Genomic DNA, 17,004 nt, shown 5'->3' on the forward strand with positions numbered 1-17,004 from the left:
CGGAAGGATCCTCCAACGGCAGATCTCTATATAACGGGTAGCGACCAGGTATGGCATCCCGTGCTTTTGAGACGGAAAGACGATCGGGCCTATTGGCTGGATTTCGGATCGGATCGGATAAGGCGTATCGCATACGCGGCTAGTTTCGGATCGGATCAATGTCCTTTAAGGCTTCAAGCGGAACTCACCGCTAGATTGTCTCGGTTCGATATCCTGTCCGTACGCGAGGAAAGCGGGGTCGCTATCTGCCAAGCGGTCGGGAAAGAGGCGGTACATGTGCTCGATCCGACCTTGTTGCTTGCGAAGGAGGAGTATCTGTCTCTTTCACGAGATATACCCCCAAGCCCTTCTCCTTACATTTTTATATATAGTATCAATATTTCAAGTAATGAGGAGATATGTTGGCCGGAGCTTCGAGGTTTCACAGAGAGAGAGGGACTATCGTTGGTGGTGACACCCGCCAGCGGATATTTACCCGGTCGTGAACTATTTCAAGGGGTGGAATATCGTTACGCCACTATTCCGGAATGGCTTTCCCTTATCCGGCATTCCGGCCTTGTGGTGACCACCTCTTTTCATGGGGTGGCTTTCTGTATCCTGTTCCATAAGCCTTTCGTTTATTTCCCTTTGTCCGGCACGCATGCCAAAGGGAACAGCCGTGTATTAAACATGCTTTCCAAACTAAGCTTGTCGGATAACGTCTGGAAAGCCCCCGGAGATTTTGAACGGATTTATCATCTCCCGATAGATTGGGACAAGATAGAGGAGTCGCTGGCACCTTTACGTGAGCGATCCGTGACGTTTCTGCGGGAAGCGTTGAAGTAATGATTTCGTGAATATGAAAATTGGTTATTTGTCTCTATAGTACTATGATAGAAACATTTATCTTATATAATGCCATATTGTTGCTGTCCGTATTATTCGCATATTATGCAGAACATTCTAAAACGAGACGCTCACGTATCCTTGCTCGTTACAGCCTCTTTATGGTACTTTTCGTGCCCTCTGTTCTACGATATGATATTGGTACTGATTATGCAAGTTATGTGGATTCTTTTAATTTTTCTTCCGAATACAAACAAACAGAAATAGTTTTTTATGCTTTGATCCTTTTTTTAAGGAATCTTCAGTTGCCTGCGCATAGCCTTTTCGTTTGTTCTGCATTTATAACCTATTTTCCTTTGCTGTTCTTGCAAAGAAAGAACTATACGTGGAAAATTTTGATGTATGTGTTGTTGTGCTATTTATTGTCTTATTCTGCGATAAGGAATATGATTTCTTTGTCTCTCGTAATCTTAGCATTCGATTTGTTTTTTAGAGGTAAAAGATGGGGGGCTTTCATAATATATCCATTGTCTGTCTTGTTTCATGCTTCCTCATTTGTTTTCCTGCCATTCTTTTTTGTAAATAGGATGCATTGCAATAGAATTATTCTCCTGCTCATTTCATCGTTTTTATTATGTATATGTTATACAGATATGTTTTTTGTTTTGTTGAACAATGACTTGTTCTTGAATTCATATTATGGAGGATATATGTTTAGTGTTTATGGGGTTGAGCCTTCCTATAATACGGGATATGGTGCGTTTTCGAAAATATTGTTTGCGGCGATAGTTTTTTTGTCTGTCTTGTTCTCGAAGACTAAAGATAATGCTGTGATTTATTTTTCATTGTTTTATTTTATATCATTGGTCTTAATGACAAAGGTTAGTATTTTTTTAAGATTGGCAGATGCAGCTGCAATAACATTGGTGTTTGCTCTCCCCTTATGCTTGAGTGTATGGCGTGAGAAAAAGATTATAGCTTTGAAATATCTCATGGTGTTGTTTTATGTTGTTTTATTTGAGATGTTTATTTATGCTAATAATAGGGGCCTAAAAGAAGGAAATGTTGGTGTTTCTCCTTATCAAACAATATTTTGTGAATAATTATGAGAGTTGCTTTTTTATTGAATGATGCGGGATTGTATGGAGCAAATCTTTCGCTTTCTAATATGATTAAGTCGTATGGCTTTAAGGATTGTTTGGTTTTGTCTCCATCAGAAGGCCCTTTCTTGTCGCTGTTGAAAGAAATGGGCGTATCGTATAAGGTTGTTCCATTTAAATTTAATATGGCGACTTATAATAAGAATTTTTTAAGTTTTATATTATATCCTGTTAGGTTTTGTTATTATTGGATTCTTAACAAGTATTCTTATCCTTTGATATTAAAAATTATAGAAGAGAATGGTATAGATGTTATTCATTCGAATAATAGTTGGATTAGTATTGGCTTTGAAATCGCAAAACAAAAGCGGATTAAGCATGTTTGGCATTTGAGAGAAATGTCAGATTTACATTTCTATATGCGGTCATTTAAACCTTTTGAAAAGTTATGTGAGGATTTCAATAATTCGGATTCTGTCATTTGTGTGTCTGAAGCGGTAAAGAGGCATTTTCATATTCGGAATAAGAACGCAGTGGTTCTTTACGATGCGGTCGATTCTATCCGTAATATTCAAGATGTGCATTATGAGAAGGAGAATTATTTCTTGTATTGTGGTGGCTTAAGTGAAAATAAAGGTGTTTTGGATGCTATATCGTCATTTTCAAAAGTGTCACGCAATCGCAATATTCGGCTGTATATAGCGGGAACCGGATCTGCTCATTTCGTCAAGAAGATGAAATCGCTTATAGAAAAAGAGGGGATAGAGGGAAAAGTCGTCTTGTTGGGATACCGTACGGATGCCAAGGAGTTGATGAGGAAAGCGGTTGCATTATTAATGTGTTCCTGGCATGAGGCATACGGGCGAGTGACGGTGGAGGCTATGATGAATGATTGCGTGGTTATCGGAAGGAATTCGGGTGGGACATCGGAATTGATAGAACATGAGGAAACCGGATTCTTGTTTGATTCGAATAGCGAATTGGAGGCATTGATGGAGAAAGTCTTGGATATGGATACGACCATTATTCGAGATAAAGCGAGGGAGAAAGCCATTCACTCGTTTACGGAGGAGGTCTATGGCGAGCAATTAAAAAAGGTCTATGATAATTTGTTAATTCAAAACCACAAAACAACACAGGAATGAGTATCAAGTCTTACAAGCAATATATCGATAGATGCGAGGTTGTTTCTTTCGATGTGTTCGACACGCTGATAAAAAGGAACGTAAGGACACCCAAAGATGTGTTCTCGTTGGTGGAAAGAGAGGCGTTAAAACGTTTCGGTGTCTCTATGGAAGGATTCAGGGATAAGCGTGTATGTGCGGAGCGAACGGCCCGCGAATTGTCCGATCGCGAGGAGATCTCGTTTGGGGAAATTTACGATCAATTGCCTTATGAGGAGGAGATTAAATCGTCCTTATCGCAGCTGGAACTGGAGATGGAGTATGCGTTGACTACCGTGAATCTAGAAATCAAGGAGGTTTATAAGTATGCCATTGACCGGGGGAAAGAGGTGATTATCGTCTCCGATATGTATTTGGATCGGGCTTTTATTGAGCGTCTTTTATTGAAATGCGGTTATAACCAGTATAAGAAAATATACGTCTCCTCGGAGACCGGAGTCCAAAAATATACCGGCAATATGTATAGGATGATATTGCGGGAGAACTCATACAGCCCCGGAAAAATAGTACATATAGGGGATGCTTTGATGGCGGATTATATACGTCCGAAATTGTCCGGTATCCGATCCGTTCATATACCAAGAGAGGTCAACCATACGCTTTATTGTCGGAAATCTAAAACGGGAGAACTCGATTCGGATTCTTTGTATAGCTTTATCAATAATACGGTATCGGAATCGGGTGATCGTTTGTTTCGTATCGGATATGAGACCTTGGGACCTCTTTTGTATGGGTTTTGTGTTTGGCTGCATGAATATAAATTACGTTTGGGAATCGATAAGTTTCTGTTCCTTTCTCGTGACGGACAAATCATGCGTGCCGCTTATAAGATATTATATCCTAAGGAGGATACTGAATATGTATATGCTTCAAGGAGAAGTTTATTAGTCCCGATATTACGCCATTGCAAGGATATAAAAGCCATGTTGGACAGGCTCTCTATATATCGTTATACATCGGTCAGAACGATGTTGGATTTGTTGGGGTTAGATTATAAGGAATATGTCTTGGCACTTGGTCGTTATGGACTTGATCTGGATGATTCTTTTTTGAAAAAAGATTTTTTAGAGAATAAGGATTTATCGAGTTTCCTAAAGGAATTACTTCCCGATATTATTGAGAATTCGGAAGAAGAATTTCTCTCTTTACAGTACTACATCGATCGTTTAAACCTATCCGGAAAAGTAGGGATTATCGATATAGGTTGGCGGGGACGTTTACAGAAGGCTTTGGAGGAAATGTTGCCGGAACTAGGAAAGAATATGGAAATTATGGGATTCTATCTAGGTATCATGTTGGATAAGGAAAACGCTTTCGGCTATCTGTATGGCTCGGAAGATTCCGAGGAAAAGGTGATGGTGCGATCCTTCGAGGGGTTACTGGAGATGTTGTTCAGTGCGGATCACGGCTCGGTGAAACGGTATAAATCGGATCAAACTATTGAATTGTATGATTTTGAATATGATGGGAACAGTAAGTTGAGAAATGATTTCAAGGATCTCCTAAAGATACGGGAGGGGGCTTTATGCTTTGTCAAGCGGTTCTGTGAGAATTCCTTGTCGGATGTCATCCGCTGGGACAAGACGATGGCTTTCGATGCGATCTGCCGTTTGGGAACGGAAACCCGTCAGTCGGACTTAAATCGGTTCGGAAATTGGTCTTTTTATGCCAATAATACGATTTCCCCGTTGGCTAAACCTAATCGTGGCGTTTACTTCAGTTTTTTGAAATTGAAAAAGGGTATTTCCTCATCACCTTGGAAAATAGGTTATTTAAAACGTTTTCTAAAGATACCGTTGCCGTATTTGAGAATATATAAGTGGTTTATGCATGATCAATAGTAGATAAGGAAACCGATAGGCTTACAAAAAGGATCTTATTCTTTGTGCCTGTTGACAGATTCCTCAAATAATAATTTTAAACCATATAGAGATGATTTATGATTACCTTATCGTCGGTTCCGGTCTCTTTGGAACCACAATGGCCTACCTCCTTCATCAAAAAGGATATAAATGTTTGGTTATAGACAAGCGCTCGCATATAGGGGGTAATGTCTATACGGAGTCCGTGAATGGCATCAACGTACATAAGTATGGGGCGCATATTTTTCATACCAGTGACAGGAGGGTATGGGAGTTCGTGAACTCGTTGGTTGAGTTCAATCGGTACACCAACTCTCCTGTGGCAAATTATAAGGGAAAACTGTATAATTTGCCTTTCAATATGAATACTTTCTATCAGATGTGGGGGGTGACGACCCCGGAGGAGGCTAAGGAGATGATAGAGAAGCAACGGAGAGAGTCCGGAATCCTTAGCCCTAAGAATTTGGAAGAACAGGCTATATCTTTGATCGGGAAGGATATTTATTATACGCTGATCAAGGATTATACAGAAAAACAATGGGGACGTAAGGCTACGGAACTTCCTGCGTTTATCATTAAACGACTTCCTGTGCGTTTCACTTTCGATAATAATTATTTCAATGATAAGTATCAAGGTATCCCGGAGGGCGGATACACGAGGATGATCGAGAAAATGCTAGATGGCGTGGAGGTTCGTTTGAATACGGATTATTTCGGGAATCGAGAATATTTTGATTCGATAGCGGATCGGGTAATCTACACGGGGGAGATTGATCGCTTCTTTGATTATCGCTTTGGGTATTTGGAGTATCGAACCGTGAGTTTCGAAACAGAGTTATTGGAAGGTGTTCCTAATTTCCAAGGGAATGCCGTGGTGAACTATACGGATGCCGATACTCCTTATACCCGTATTATCGAACATAAACATTTTGAGTTTGGACAACAACCGGACACGGTGATCTCAAGGGAGAATTCCAAGGAGTGGAGACCGGGGGATGAGCCTTATTATCCGGTGAACGATAAACGGAACAGTGAGTTGTATGTTCGGTACAAGGCCTTGGCAGACGCACAAGAGAAGGTGGTCTTTGGCGGTCGGCTGGCGGAATATAAATATTATGATATGCATCAGGTGATCGCAAATGCGTTGGAGTTGGCGGAAAAATTTAATTAAACTTGGAATGATTATGGGAAAGAAACTCACGCAAGTTTCATTTTTATTTGTTTTTGCAACACTGTTGGTTGTGATAGGCCATGCGGATATTACCTTGGATTACAGAGATCTCTGGATTTATAAATGGGTGTATTCATTTCATATGCCTCTTTTCTTTTTCTTGTCTGGATTCTTGTTTGCGTATACATATCCAGCAAATAAAATGCAAGGAATGAGATTCTTTCCATTCATGAGGAAAAAGGTCAAGCGGCTCTTATTGCCTTTCTTATTTATTAATAGTGTGATTTTTGTTATTAAGTCACGTTTTGTTCCTGCGGAGTTGATGCAGAATCCGTTGACGTTTAGTTTCTCCTCGTGGGTGGAGAGTATGCTTTGGTATCCGATTGGATTTATGTGGTTTTTACCGACGTTGTTCATGATATTCGTATTCTTTTCGCTTTTAAGGAAATGGATATATGTTAACGTATATTTACAAATGGGGGGGGTAATTTTGCTGTTTGTGTTAAGTTATGTGATGCCTAATATGCAGTTTATGCAAATATCGGTTGCTGTTCATTACTCCGCTTATTTCGGTTTGGGAATTCTTTATTGTATTTATAAGGGGAGGATAGATGCTATTCTGCTACGATATAAGTATGGAATGTTTTTGGGATCGTTTGCTTTATCCGCTAGCTTATTGCCATGGAAATTGGTTGCCGCATTAGTAGGTATCGTATTCAGCCTGATTTTATCGCTTATAGTGGAGAAGCGTAGCGGGGTAGGCTTGATACATCTATCCGACTACACCTATACTGTGTTCCTGCTTTCTTATTTCCCGCAGATGCTTGTGCGCGGACCTATTGCCCATGCTTTTCCGGAGGTGAACCAATATCTGTTTTCGTGTGTCTCGTTTGTGTTGGGATTCTCGTTACCCATCCTCTTTGGCGTGATATATCGTAGGGTAAAGGATGCGAATAGGCTGACAAGATTTGTCGGTCTTTTGGTGGGATTATGATTATAAAGAGAAAAATATAATACAATGTCTGAAAATATGGAAAAGGGATTGGTCTCGATCATTACCCCTATGTATAAAGGGGCTGAGTTTGTTGGCGATACGATAGAATCTGTCTTGAAGCAAACGTATACGAATTGGGAGATGATTATCGTAGATGATTGCTCGCCGGATGATGGGGCGGGGATCAACGTCGTGAAGCGGTATGCGGATCCGCGGATCAAATTGATAGAGAGCAAGGTGAACAAAGGTTCTTCTGGGGCGAGGAATATTGCGTTGAAAGAGGCGAAAGGACAGTATATAGCGTTCTTGGATTCGGATGATATGTGGCCGGAAGAGTATTTGGAATCACAAGTGAATTTTTTGCAAACGGAGAAAGCTATTATAGTTTATGCTTCAGTACAACATATAGAAGAACATTCTAAGCGATACTTGGGAGTTCCATTTCCCCGTCCGAAAAAGGTTAAATATGATGATTTGTTAAAATTATGTCCGATTTGTCCTTCTGCTACGGTTTATGATGTGTCCAAATCGAAGAAATATTATTTTGATGAGCAATTAGGGAGTCTCAGGGATGATTATGTTTATTGGCTAAAAATCCTGAAAGAGGTACCATATGCTTATGGAAATTTGACTGTAACAATCTCCTATAGAGATAGGGTCACGGCAGTTACTTCTAATAAAATAAGAATGATAAAGCCTCAGTGGCTGGTACTTCGAAGAGTAGAAAAATTATCATTAATAAAAAGTTTGTATTGTTTAGTTTATTGGGGAATAGTAGGGGTCGTAAGAGAAAAATTGTACTATAAGCTTTAATAGTTTATGTTATACCGCTAGATATGAATATTTTGTTACTGGATGCTCATACGGTTCAATCCATTTCCGTAGCTCGTTCTTTGAAAGAGAATGGTCATGTTATATTTGGTTTCATTGAATCTAGGTTATCTTATGGTTATGTCTCTAGGTTTGTAGATCATAAGATCCTTTGTCCTATCTTGCGTGATGCTCCCTCTGAATACTTGAATTTTTTAGTTGATTTCTTGGGGAAAAATCCACAAGATGTTATTATTCCAATGTATAATGATAGCGCAGAGTTGTTGAGCCAAAATAAGGAGAGGATAGAAAATTCTTTTTCCGTGAAGTGTGCCATTCCACATTATGATACTTTTATAAAGGCACATGACAAAGAAAGATTGATGGATGTTTGCAAGCAACGATCATTTCCACACCCTCGGACTGCATTTCTTTCGTCAAAAAATCTGCATGAAGTAGTATCTTATGTTGGCTTTCCTGCTTTAATCAAACCGAATATTTCATCTGGGGCTAGAGGGATTATGCTTGTGCATGAAGAGAAAGAGCTATTAGACAAATGGCCTGCCATAGAACGAGATTTTGGTCGTTGCACTTTACAGGAATATGTTGATCATACAGGGATCTATTATAATGTGATGCTTTATCGTGATAAGAGCGGGGGGTGCCATGAAGCCGTAATTATTCGAATCATGCGTTATTTCCCTTTAAAAGGAGGGACTAGTTGTTATTGTGAGACGATTCAAAATGAGACTTTGGTCTGCATCTGTAAAGATATTTTAGATGCTTTGGATTGGGTTGGTTTTGCCGACTTTGATATTATGGAGAGCAAATCGGGGGAATATAAAGTTATAGAAATAAATCCTCGTGTACCGGCAAGTATACATGCTGCATATATAGCAGGAGTTAATTATCCGGAAATGATCGTTCATGATATGAAGGATGAACCGATCTTAACTTATACTTATCATATCGGAAAAGTATTACGTTTTTGGGGACTGGATGTTATGTGGTTTATCTTTTCTCCCCAAAGATTTAGTTCCCATCCCTCTTGGTTCTGCTTTTTAGGTAAGAATATATTTTATCAGGATGGATCTTTAAAAGACCCTTTACCAATGTTGATGGGTATATTATCTGGTTTGGTGAAATATCTGAATCCTTCTTTTCGAAAATCTAAATTAAGATCTTGATTTAACAAAATATGAACATACTAACTTTCGACATCGAGGAATGGTTTCATCTCCTCGATAACGATTCTACACGCTCTGAAGAGCAGTGGAAAGGGTTTGAAGTGCGTATCTATGAGAATATGGAGCGCATTTTTCGTATCTTGGAGGAGACTGATACGAAGGCTACTTTTTTCGTGATCGGCTGGATCGCCAAGACATATCCGGATATCGTGAGGCAGATCGCATCCAAGTATCAGGTGGGAAGCCATACGATGAATCATCAGTTAGTGTGGCAACAATCGAGGGAGGCATTCAAAGAGGATGTCTCTTCTTCCATAAAATTGCTGGAGGATATAACGGGACAGAAGGTAGAGGCTTTTCGTGCGCCGGGCTTCTCGATCCGTGAGAGCGAGGGGTGGGCTTTCGAGATATTGCATGAATTGGGAATTCGTATGGATAGCTCGGTTTTTCCTGCGCATCATGCGCATGGAGGAATGCCATCATATGTTTCTGCGGTGCCTAGCTGGGTGGAATATAACGGAATAAGGATGAAAGAATTCCCGATCGTGTATCGTAAGATATTGGGAAAGCATATCGTTTTCTCTGGAGGAGGCTATTTCCGCTTGGTTCCCTATAGATTATTGAGGAAATGGACACGTGAATGTCCGGAATATTTGTTGGCTTACATCCATCCTCGTGATCTGGATGCGGAGCAACCGATGATTGAGGACTTAAATTATATCCGTCGTTTCAAATCGTATTATGGCTTGCGTGGAGCGGAAGAGAAATTGAAACGATGGCTTATGGATTTTGATTTTATGGACTTACGTACGGCGGATGGTCTGATAGATTGGAAGGCAGCTCCTATTGTCGAAATTACTCCCAGTCTTTGTTCCGCAACAAATCTCCGCAGCCAGTCCTAACCTCTTCAATGATTCGTATGCAGCGCGGTTTATTCATCTTGTTTTTAGTACCGATGGTTATCATGTCTTGAATGGTGGGATGTCCGGTTCCATTGACCGAAGTCGCATGTTCACCATTATAACCCTCTGTGCATAGGGTGAGATCGTAGGCGGGAGCAAGATGCCATTGCCATGTGCTGGTATCACTTTTCTGTATTGTGAAACTGAAATTCTTGCAATGATCATCTTTGTTGTCTGTGAAATAGTTGAAAACCATACGACGAAACATTTCTTCCACTTCTAAAGGATTCTGCGTTAGATAGCCAGTTAGGGCCAGTAAGTTGCTATAATCGAGAATTGGGTTGGATAGTGGAATGTTAAGCAGCCCTCCGGCTGTGACTGTATGCAAACGTTCTCCATCTTGCGAGATGTCGAAGCGGCGTGTCGTGAAATACTTACCGTTGATCAGTTTGAAGTCTGGAACGCGGATGCCACATTGTCGTGCTAACTCATTGTAATGAAATTCTATCAATCCCATGTCTTGAGGGTCGTATGTATGGCGGAACTTCACCATCCAATGCCCTTCATTGTTGGAGAACAATGCCTTGGGTCTGCATCCGCCGCTATTTCGGCTGTTAAAAAGAAGAAGTTCTACGTCATCGTCGTTCTTCTCATGCAACACTTCTAAGGCCTTTTCTTGCAGCAGATCGAAATCAAGGGGCTCATGCGAAGTACCTATGCTGGTTTCCGGTTCGTATGTGAGTGCTCCCATACCCCCATTTCCCACTAGACTTAGACGGTCGAGCGCTGACAATTGGGTATCGTTGATGCCTTCTTTGAGCAAGGCCTTATGCAAGAGGTTGCGACCATAGCCATCGGGCAGACTGTCTTCGAAAACACCGAAATTCCCATAAAAAGGTGAGGGCTTTGCGATGAACAATCCCGGTTTCAGCGGAAGTTCCAATGGGGATATACTGAAACCGTTGGAAAGCCATGCTTTATCGTATTCAAAGGCACACTGTTTGTTGTCGGGAGTGAGCGAAAGCGTCCCGACTATCTGTTCGTGATACTTTACGATAAGTCTTTCTATTTTTTTGATTCTCATTACTTATGTACTTTTTTCTTGTTGGTATTCTTGCGGATTTGTAGTAGCTCCTCCATGGTGGAGTATTTTGGTTCGGAAAAAAGCTTCTTTATCTCCGAAGTGTAACCTAATGCCATTGCTATGCCGATAAGGTTCTTGAGTGAGATAAGACCTTTCTGTTCGAATCGCACGATATTACTGACTGCTACACCTGCCTTCTCCGACACTTGTTCGCGTGTCAGATTCTTCTCTATACGTCGCTTGCGGAAGTCGTTGGCTATTTCTTTAGCGATCTCATCCGGGTTGTCTAGCGTATAGTTGTCAAGAACTGATAACATATTATTTGTTTCCTGCATCTTTATTTGGATAATAGTAATATATTATTAGTTGCAAAGGTAGTAAAAAGCTCTGTATTCTCATCGTCTTATGCGTGGCTTTTTAAAAGTTCAAGAAGATGTTTGTGGAATTAAATAAAAAACTCTATCTTTGCACTCGATTTTCCGCAGAGGGTAAATAAGTGGAGCCGGAGACGGAGCCCACCCCCGGGACCTAACCTGTTTAAAAGATTTTAAGACAGATGTACGTAATCGTAGAAATTAACGGACAACAGTTCAAGGCTGAGCAAGGCAAGAAATTGTTCGTTCATCACATTCAGAACGCGGAAAGCGGTGCTGTTGTGGAGTTTGACAAGGTGTTGTTAGTAGATAACAACGGTGAGGTAACAGTGGGTGTTCCTACTGTAGAGGGCGCAAAGGTAGTATGCGAGGTATTATCTCCGCTGGTAAAAGGTGACAAGGTGCTGGTATTCCACAAGAAGAGAAGAAAAGGTTACCGTAAATTGAACGGTCACCGTCAGCAGTTCACTGAGGTGAGTATTAAAGAAGTTATTGCTTAACGTTTAAAGGAGAAGAAAAGAAATGGCACATAAAAAAGGTGTGGGTAGTTCTAAGAACGGCCGTGAATCACAAAGTAAAAGATTAGGTGTTAAGCTTTTTGGTGGTGAGGTTGCTAAAGCTGGTAACATCATCGTTCGTCAAAGAGGTACGGTTCATCATCCGGGCGAGAACGTAGGTATCGGTAAGGATCATACGTTGTATGCGTTGGTAGATGGCGTTGTTACTTTCCGTAGAGGAAAAGAAAACAGATCATTTGTTTCTGTAAAAGAAGTTGTTGCTGAGGCTTAAGTTTCTGCGACCAAAGAATAAGGAAAAGGATATCCTGAAAAGGGGTATCCTTTTTTTATTGCCGATGATAATAAACGTTATGAAGTAAATTTTGGAACATATATAAATAAACTTGTAACTTTGCGGTCTCAAACATAAATACAAACATAAAAAACAATGGGTGGTTTTTTCGGAACTATTTCTAAAGGAGCCTGTATTACGGATTTATTCTATGGTACAGACTACAATTCTCATCTAGGAACCCGCAGAGGCGGTATGGCTACGTACGATAAGGAAGAAGGGTTTACGCGTTCGATCCACAATCTGGAGAATTCTTATTTCCGCACCAAGTTTGAACCGGGGCTTCCTAAATTCAAAGGAAAAGCCGGGATCGGTATTATCAGCGATACGGATGCGCAGCCTATCGTTATCAACTCTCACTTAGGAAAATTCGCGATCGTGACGGTGGCGAAGATCAATAACTTGGACGAATTGGAGGATGAGTTATTGAAGGCGAATATGCATTTTTCGGAATTGAGTTCAGGAAAAACGAATCAGACGGAGTTAGTCGCTTTGCTGATTACACAAGGCAAGGACTTCGTGGAGGGTATTGAGAATGTTTACAATAAGATAAAGGGCTCTTGCTCTATGTTGCTCCTGACGGAGGATGGTATTATCGCTGCCCGTGACAAATGGGGGCGTACGCCGATCGTAATCGGGAAGAAGGACGGGGCTTATGCGGCGACCAGCGAGTCCAGCAGTCTTCCGAACTTGGATTATGAGATCGAGAAATTTATAGGCCCGGGCGAGATCGTCCGTTTGCGTGCCGATGGTATGGAGCAGATGCGTAAACCGAATGAAGGGATGCAGATCTGCTCTTTCCTTTGGGTATATTATGGATTCCCTGTTTCTTGCTATGAGGGAAAGAACGTGGAAGATGTCCGGTTTATGAGTGGCTATAAGATGGGGCAGAAGGATGACTCGGAGGTGGATTGCGCTTGTGGTATACCGGACTCCGGCGTGGGTATGGCCTTGGGATATGCGGAAGGTAAGGGGGTGCCTTATCATCGGGCTATCGCTAAGTATACACCGACGTGGCCTCGTAGTTTTACCCCGGCTAACCAAGAGATGCGTGCTTTGGTGGCTAAGATGAAATTGATACCGAACCGTGCGATGCTGGAAGGCAGACGCATCCTTTTCTGCGACGACTCGATCGTGCGTGGTACACAGCTTCGTGATAACGTGAAGATCTTATATGATTATGGGGCGAAAGAGGTACATATGCGTATCGCTTGCCCTCCATTGATTTATAGTTGCCCGTTTATCGGTTTTACTTCTTCCAAGAGTCCTTTGGAGTTGATAACTCGTCAGATTATCAAGGAACTGGAAGGGGATGAGAATAAGAATCTGGATAAATATGCTACGACAGACTCTCCGGAATATAAGAAGATGGTCGGAATTATCGCCGAGCGTTTCGGGTTGAGTTCCTTGAAGTTTAATACGCTGGAAACCTTGGTGGAGGCGATCGACCTTCCTAAGTGTAAGGTTTGTACGCATTGCTTTGATGGTTCAAGCTGTTTTTAGAAAAATTTTACCTACTTTTATGCCTGCAATGTTTTAATGGCTAAAAAGAGTGAGTTATGACAGTTTTAGATAGATTTTTAAAGTACGTTACGTTCGATACCCAGTCGAACGAGGAGACGGGTACGACTCCTAGTACGCCGGGACAACGTGTCTTTGCCGAGGCTTTGGTGAAGGAATTGGAAGCGATTGGTATGGAGGAGATCTCCTTGGATGAGAATAGTTATGTAATGGCTACTCTGCCGGCTAATACGGACGAGAAAATCCCGACTATCGGTTTTATCGCTCATTTGGATACGAGTCCGGATATGTCGGGTAAGAATGTTCAACCTCGTATCGTGACTTATCTGGGTGGTGATATTGTCTTGGATGCGGAAGAAAATGTTGTACTATCTCAATCGATGTTCCCAGAGCTTTCTGATTATAAGGGACAGGATATTATCGTAACGAATGGTAAGACTTTATTAGGTGCCGATGATAAGGGAGGTGTAGCCGCTATCGTCGCCTCTATGCAATATTTGAAGGATCATCCGGAGATCAAGCACGGTAAGATCCGTATCGCTTTTACCCCGGATGAGGAAATCGGACAAGGTGCCGATCATTTCGACGTGGAGAAGTTCGGTTGTGATTGGGGATATACGATTGATGGTGGACAAATCGGTGAGTTGGAATATGAGAATTTCAATGCCGCCGGCGCTAAAATTATCTTCAAGGGCTTGAACGTACATCCGGGATACGCCAAGGATAAGATGCAAAACGCTTCCTTGCGTGCGATCGAGTTTGCTTCTTGGTTGCCGGCCGAGCAACGTCCGGAGCATACGACTGGTTATGAGGGATTCTTCCATTTGACCGGTATGACCGGTTCGGTTGAGGAAGCTACTCTATCTTACATCATCCGTGACCATGACCGGAAGTTGTTCGAGGAGAAGAAAGAATTGCTTCGTACGTTGGTTGATAAGATGAATGAAGCGCATCCGGGATGTGCGCATTTAGAGCTTCGGGATCAATATTACAATATGCGCGAGGTCGTGGAGCCCCAGAAGCATATCGTTGATTTGGCGTTTGAGGCGATGACCTCCGTTGGGGTAGAACCGATCGTGAAACCGATCCGGGGAGGTACGGATGGTGCCCGCCTGTCGTTTATGGGATTGCCTTGCCCGAATATTTTCGCGGGAGGCCTGAATTTTCACGGACGTTATGAGTTCTTGCCCGTTCGTTCGTTGGAAAAGAGTATGGAAACAGTTATAAAAATCATAGAGCTATCGGCTCGTAAATCTTAAATGCAATAATTACATGAAAACAACTCCGTTTACCGACGTGCATATCGCCTTGGGCGCGAAGATGCACGAATTCGCAGGTTTCAATATGCCTATCGAATATTCCGGAATTATCGACGAACACATGACTGTAGTGAATGGTGTAGGTGTGTTCGATGTTTCCCACATGGGCGAGTTTTGGGTAAAAGGCCCGAACGCTTTGGCTTTCATTCAAAGCGTAACTTCTAACGACGCTTCTGTCTTGCCGCTTGGTAAGGCTCAATATACTTGCTTCCCGAATGACAAGGGAGGTATCGTGGATGACCTTTTGGTATATCATTACGAGCCGGAGAAATATTTGCTGGTCGTAAACGCCGGTAATATCGATAAGGATTGGGAATGGTGCGTAAGCCATAATACGGTAGGTGCCGAATTGGAGAATTCTTCCGACCGTACGGCTCAATTGGCTATCCAAGGACCGAAGGCACAGGAGGTTCTTCAACGTCTTACTCCGGTTGATTTATCTTCTATTCCTTACTATTCATTCGTGACGGGTGAGTTCGCCGGTTGCAAGAACGTGATTATCTCTAACACGGGGTATACCGGTGCGGGTGGCTTCGAGTTGTATTTCTATCCGAGTGATGCGATGACGATCTGGAACGCTATCTTCGAGGCTGGAAAGCCGGAAGGGATCAAGTCGATCGGTTTGGGAGCACGCGATACGCTTCGTCTTGAGATGGGCTTCTGCTTGTATGGAAATGATTTGGATGATACGACTTCTCCGATCGAGGCTGGTTTAGGCTGGATCACGAAGTTCGCCGAGGGTAAGAACTTTACGAATCGTGCGGAATTGGAGCGTCAGAAGAAAGAGGGCGTAACCCGTAAGTTGTGTGCTTTCGAGTTGCAGGAAAAGGGAATTCCCCGTCATGGCTATGAGATCGCCGATGCGGAAGAGAATGTAATTGGCGTGGTTACTTCCGGTACGATGTCTCCGGTATTGAAGAAGGGGATCGGTATGGGATACGTGAAACCTGAGTTCGCGAAAGCGGGTACGGATATCTTTATCAAGGTGCGTAATAAGAACTTGAAGGCTCAAGTGGTAAAGGCTCCTTTCCGTAAATAAGAGATAAGGCTATCTATAAATAGTTCGAAGGCGATGTTCCTCACGGAGCACCGCCTTCCTTATTATAGAAAAGTTGGACATGATTAATATGTTGTTCCCTGGAAAATGTTCGATTGTGAGTACGGAAGTAGGGTACCGGTCATTCTCAAGTTTCTACCGGAGAAGTTCGGGTCTACGGTAACGGTTGCGTTGTTTGTTCCGTTGGTAAGCATCAAGCTAACGGTAGCGGAGATAAACACACCCTGTACGTTCATGTTCAGATAAACATTGCCCTTGTCATCCTGCTTGGTCTGGATATTGGAGGCGCTACCTTGTACGGTGATACCACCTAATCCGTTAGGACCGGGATACGGAGAGTTGGATGCGATCTGGACCATAGCCTGTCCGTCATTCAAAGATACGAAGTTCGTATTTGAATTTACGTAGAATACCTGTCCGTTCATCGGTTGTATGTTGTTAGCCTCCAATACGAATGATTGGTTGTTGATAGCTTGTACAGCGGCGTTAAACTCTTCTTGGCCTTCTACGGCATCTTGTGCCAGACGCTCTTGTTTTTTGATTTCTCTCTCTACTTTTTTGGCTTCCTTTGTTATCGATTTTTGAGCCATTACTTGTGTCATTCCGCACATAGCGACAGCGAGAACGACGATAAAAGATACAATTCTTTTCATACTTGATTTAGTTTTAAAACGGTTTTAAATTGTATAGATTAAACAGCGTCGTTGCGAAAAAGTTCCTGCGGCTTATCCATTTTATAGATACAATAACATTTCCACGGAGTAT

17 protein-coding genes are annotated in these 17,004 nt (G+C 42.1%); 14 read left to right on the forward strand and 3 right to left on the reverse strand.

What is annotated here, in order from left to right; translation table 11 throughout:
- The 9 genes from QVP94_RS15085 to QVP94_RS15125 all read left to right on the forward strand — a co-directional run.
- A partial coding sequence (locus QVP94_RS15085; RefSeq protein ID WP_288213293.1) for a polysaccharide pyruvyl transferase family protein occupies positions 1 to 825 on the forward strand: 825 nt, incomplete at its 5' end.
- A gap of 161 nt (positions 826 to 986) precedes the next feature.
- Complete coding sequence (locus QVP94_RS15090; protein ID WP_226768326.1) at positions 987 to 1,928, forward strand: EpsG family protein; 942 nt, start codon at positions 987 to 989, stop codon at positions 1,926 to 1,928.
- A 143-nt stretch (positions 1,929 to 2,071) separates the two neighbouring features.
- A complete protein-coding gene (locus tag QVP94_RS15095) occupies positions 2,072 to 3,070 on the forward strand; it encodes a glycosyltransferase (protein WP_226768327.1) in 999 nt (332 codons plus the stop codon).
- Entirely contained in the window at positions 3,067 to 4,950 is a 1,884-nt protein-coding gene (locus QVP94_RS15100) for an HAD family hydrolase (protein WP_005861891.1), read from the forward strand. The genes QVP94_RS15095 and QVP94_RS15100 overlap by 4 nt, the downstream gene beginning before the upstream one ends.
- Before the next feature lie 91 nt (positions 4,951 to 5,041).
- Positions 5,042 to 6,142 carry a UDP-galactopyranose mutase gene (gene glf / locus QVP94_RS15105; protein ID WP_005861893.1) on the forward strand — a complete coding sequence of 367 codons (1,101 nt, stop codon included), beginning with the start codon at positions 5,042 to 5,044 and terminating at the stop codon, positions 6,140 to 6,142.
- A gap of 13 nt (positions 6,143 to 6,155) precedes the next feature.
- Positions 6,156 to 7,136 carry an acyltransferase family protein gene (locus tag QVP94_RS15110; protein WP_005861895.1) on the forward strand — a complete coding sequence of 327 codons (981 nt, stop codon included), beginning with the start codon at positions 6,156 to 6,158 and terminating at the stop codon, positions 7,134 to 7,136.
- Between the two features lie 24 nt (positions 7,137 to 7,160).
- Entirely contained in the window at positions 7,161 to 7,949 is a 789-nt protein-coding gene (locus tag QVP94_RS15115; protein WP_005861896.1) for a glycosyltransferase family 2 protein, read from the forward strand.
- A 23-nt stretch (positions 7,950 to 7,972) separates the two neighbouring features.
- Positions 7,973 to 9,133 carry a carboxylate--amine ligase gene (locus tag QVP94_RS15120; RefSeq protein ID WP_005861898.1) on the forward strand — a complete coding sequence of 387 codons (1,161 nt, stop codon included), beginning with the start codon at positions 7,973 to 7,975 and terminating at the stop codon, positions 9,131 to 9,133.
- Positions 9,134 to 9,144: 11 nt separating this feature from the next.
- Positions 9,145 to 10,035 (forward strand): polysaccharide deacetylase family protein, encoded by an 891-nt coding sequence (locus QVP94_RS15125; RefSeq protein WP_005861900.1) that lies wholly within the window; start codon positions 9,145 to 9,147, stop codon positions 10,033 to 10,035.
- On the opposite strand, the gene QVP94_RS15130 is transcribed toward QVP94_RS15125, so the two are convergent.
- Both QVP94_RS15130 and QVP94_RS15135 read right to left on the reverse strand, forming a co-directional pair.
- The gene (locus tag QVP94_RS15130) at positions 9,989 to 11,119 is read right to left on the reverse strand and encodes a type II toxin-antitoxin system HipA family toxin (protein ID WP_005861903.1); all 1,131 of its coding nucleotides are present in this window, start codon (positions 11,117 to 11,119) and stop codon (positions 9,989 to 9,991) included. The genes QVP94_RS15125 and QVP94_RS15130 overlap by 47 nt on opposite strands.
- A complete protein-coding gene (locus QVP94_RS15135; RefSeq protein WP_005861905.1) occupies positions 11,119 to 11,454 on the reverse strand; it encodes a helix-turn-helix domain-containing protein in 336 nt (111 codons plus the stop codon). Before QVP94_RS15135 ends, QVP94_RS15130 begins: the two co-directional genes overlap by 1 nt.
- A gap of 221 nt (positions 11,455 to 11,675) precedes the next feature.
- On the opposite strand from QVP94_RS15135, the gene rplU reads away from it, so the two are divergent.
- The 5 genes from rplU (at position 11,676) to gcvT (ending at position 16,221) form a co-directional block, all read left to right on the forward strand.
- Positions 11,676 to 11,993 carry a 50S ribosomal protein L21 gene (rplU, locus tag QVP94_RS15140; RefSeq protein ID WP_005861907.1) on the forward strand — a complete coding sequence of 106 codons (318 nt, stop codon included), beginning with the start codon at positions 11,676 to 11,678 and terminating at the stop codon, positions 11,991 to 11,993.
- A 22-nt stretch (positions 11,994 to 12,015) separates the two neighbouring features.
- Positions 12,016 to 12,282 carry a 50S ribosomal protein L27 gene (rpmA, locus tag QVP94_RS15145; protein ID WP_005861909.1) on the forward strand — a complete coding sequence of 89 codons (267 nt, stop codon included), beginning with the start codon at positions 12,016 to 12,018 and terminating at the stop codon, positions 12,280 to 12,282.
- A 156-nt stretch (positions 12,283 to 12,438) separates the two neighbouring features.
- The gene (locus QVP94_RS15150; RefSeq protein WP_005861911.1) at positions 12,439 to 13,845 is read left to right on the forward strand and encodes an amidophosphoribosyltransferase; all 1,407 of its coding nucleotides are present in this window, start codon (positions 12,439 to 12,441) and stop codon (positions 13,843 to 13,845) included.
- A gap of 56 nt (positions 13,846 to 13,901) precedes the next feature.
- Complete coding sequence (pepT, locus tag QVP94_RS15155; protein WP_005861913.1) at positions 13,902 to 15,122, forward strand: peptidase T; 1,221 nt, start codon at positions 13,902 to 13,904, stop codon at positions 15,120 to 15,122.
- 13 nt (positions 15,123 to 15,135) lie between these two features.
- On the forward strand, positions 15,136 to 16,221 hold the full coding sequence (gene gcvT, locus QVP94_RS15160) for a glycine cleavage system aminomethyltransferase GcvT (RefSeq protein ID WP_009018524.1): 1,086 nt from the start codon (positions 15,136 to 15,138) through the stop codon (positions 16,219 to 16,221).
- A gap of 83 nt (positions 16,222 to 16,304) precedes the next feature.
- On the opposite strand, the gene QVP94_RS15165 is transcribed toward gcvT, so the two are convergent.
- Positions 16,305 to 16,892 (reverse strand): DUF4251 domain-containing protein, encoded by a 588-nt coding sequence (locus QVP94_RS15165; RefSeq protein WP_005861917.1) that lies wholly within the window; start codon positions 16,890 to 16,892, stop codon positions 16,305 to 16,307.
- Positions 16,893 to 17,004: the final 112 nt, after the last annotated feature.

Source organism: Parabacteroides sp. CAG:2 (assembly GCF_000436315.1).
Taxonomy (GTDB): domain Bacteria; phylum Bacteroidota; class Bacteroidia; order Bacteroidales; family Tannerellaceae; genus Parabacteroides; species Parabacteroides distasonis.

Coding starts and splice junctions, on each gene's coding strand:
- QVP94_RS15090 (WP_226768326.1), top strand. CDS start 987: ATGGTACTTTTCGTGCCCTCTGTTCTACGATATGATATTGGTACTGAT.
- QVP94_RS15095 (WP_226768327.1), top strand. CDS start 2,072: ATGGGCGTATCGTATAAGGTTGTTCCATTTAAATTTAATATGGCGACT.
- QVP94_RS15100 (WP_005861891.1), top strand. CDS start 3,067: ATGAGTATCAAGTCTTACAAGCAATATATCGATAGATGCGAGGTTGTT.
- glf (WP_005861893.1), top strand. CDS start 5,042: ATGATTTATGATTACCTTATCGTCGGTTCCGGTCTCTTTGGAACCACA.
- QVP94_RS15110 (WP_005861895.1), top strand. CDS start 6,156: ATGGGAAAGAAACTCACGCAAGTTTCATTTTTATTTGTTTTTGCAACA.
- QVP94_RS15115 (WP_005861896.1), top strand. CDS start 7,161: ATGTCTGAAAATATGGAAAAGGGATTGGTCTCGATCATTACCCCTATG.
- QVP94_RS15120 (WP_005861898.1), top strand. CDS start 7,973: ATGAATATTTTGTTACTGGATGCTCATACGGTTCAATCCATTTCCGTA.
- QVP94_RS15125 (WP_005861900.1), top strand. CDS start 9,145: ATGAACATACTAACTTTCGACATCGAGGAATGGTTTCATCTCCTCGAT.
- QVP94_RS15130 (WP_005861903.1), bottom strand. CDS start 11,119: ATGAGAATCAAAAAAATAGAAAGACTTATCGTAAAGTATCACGAACAG.
- QVP94_RS15135 (WP_005861905.1), bottom strand. CDS start 11,454: ATGCAGGAAACAAATAATATGTTATCAGTTCTTGACAACTATACGCTA.
- rplU (WP_005861907.1), top strand. CDS start 11,676: ATGTACGTAATCGTAGAAATTAACGGACAACAGTTCAAGGCTGAGCAA.
- rpmA (WP_005861909.1), top strand. CDS start 12,016: ATGGCACATAAAAAAGGTGTGGGTAGTTCTAAGAACGGCCGTGAATCA.
- QVP94_RS15150 (WP_005861911.1), top strand. CDS start 12,439: ATGGGTGGTTTTTTCGGAACTATTTCTAAAGGAGCCTGTATTACGGAT.
- pepT (WP_005861913.1), top strand. CDS start 13,902: ATGACAGTTTTAGATAGATTTTTAAAGTACGTTACGTTCGATACCCAG.
- gcvT (WP_009018524.1), top strand. CDS start 15,136: ATGAAAACAACTCCGTTTACCGACGTGCATATCGCCTTGGGCGCGAAG.
- QVP94_RS15165 (WP_005861917.1), bottom strand. CDS start 16,892: ATGAAAAGAATTGTATCTTTTATCGTCGTTCTCGCTGTCGCTATGTGC.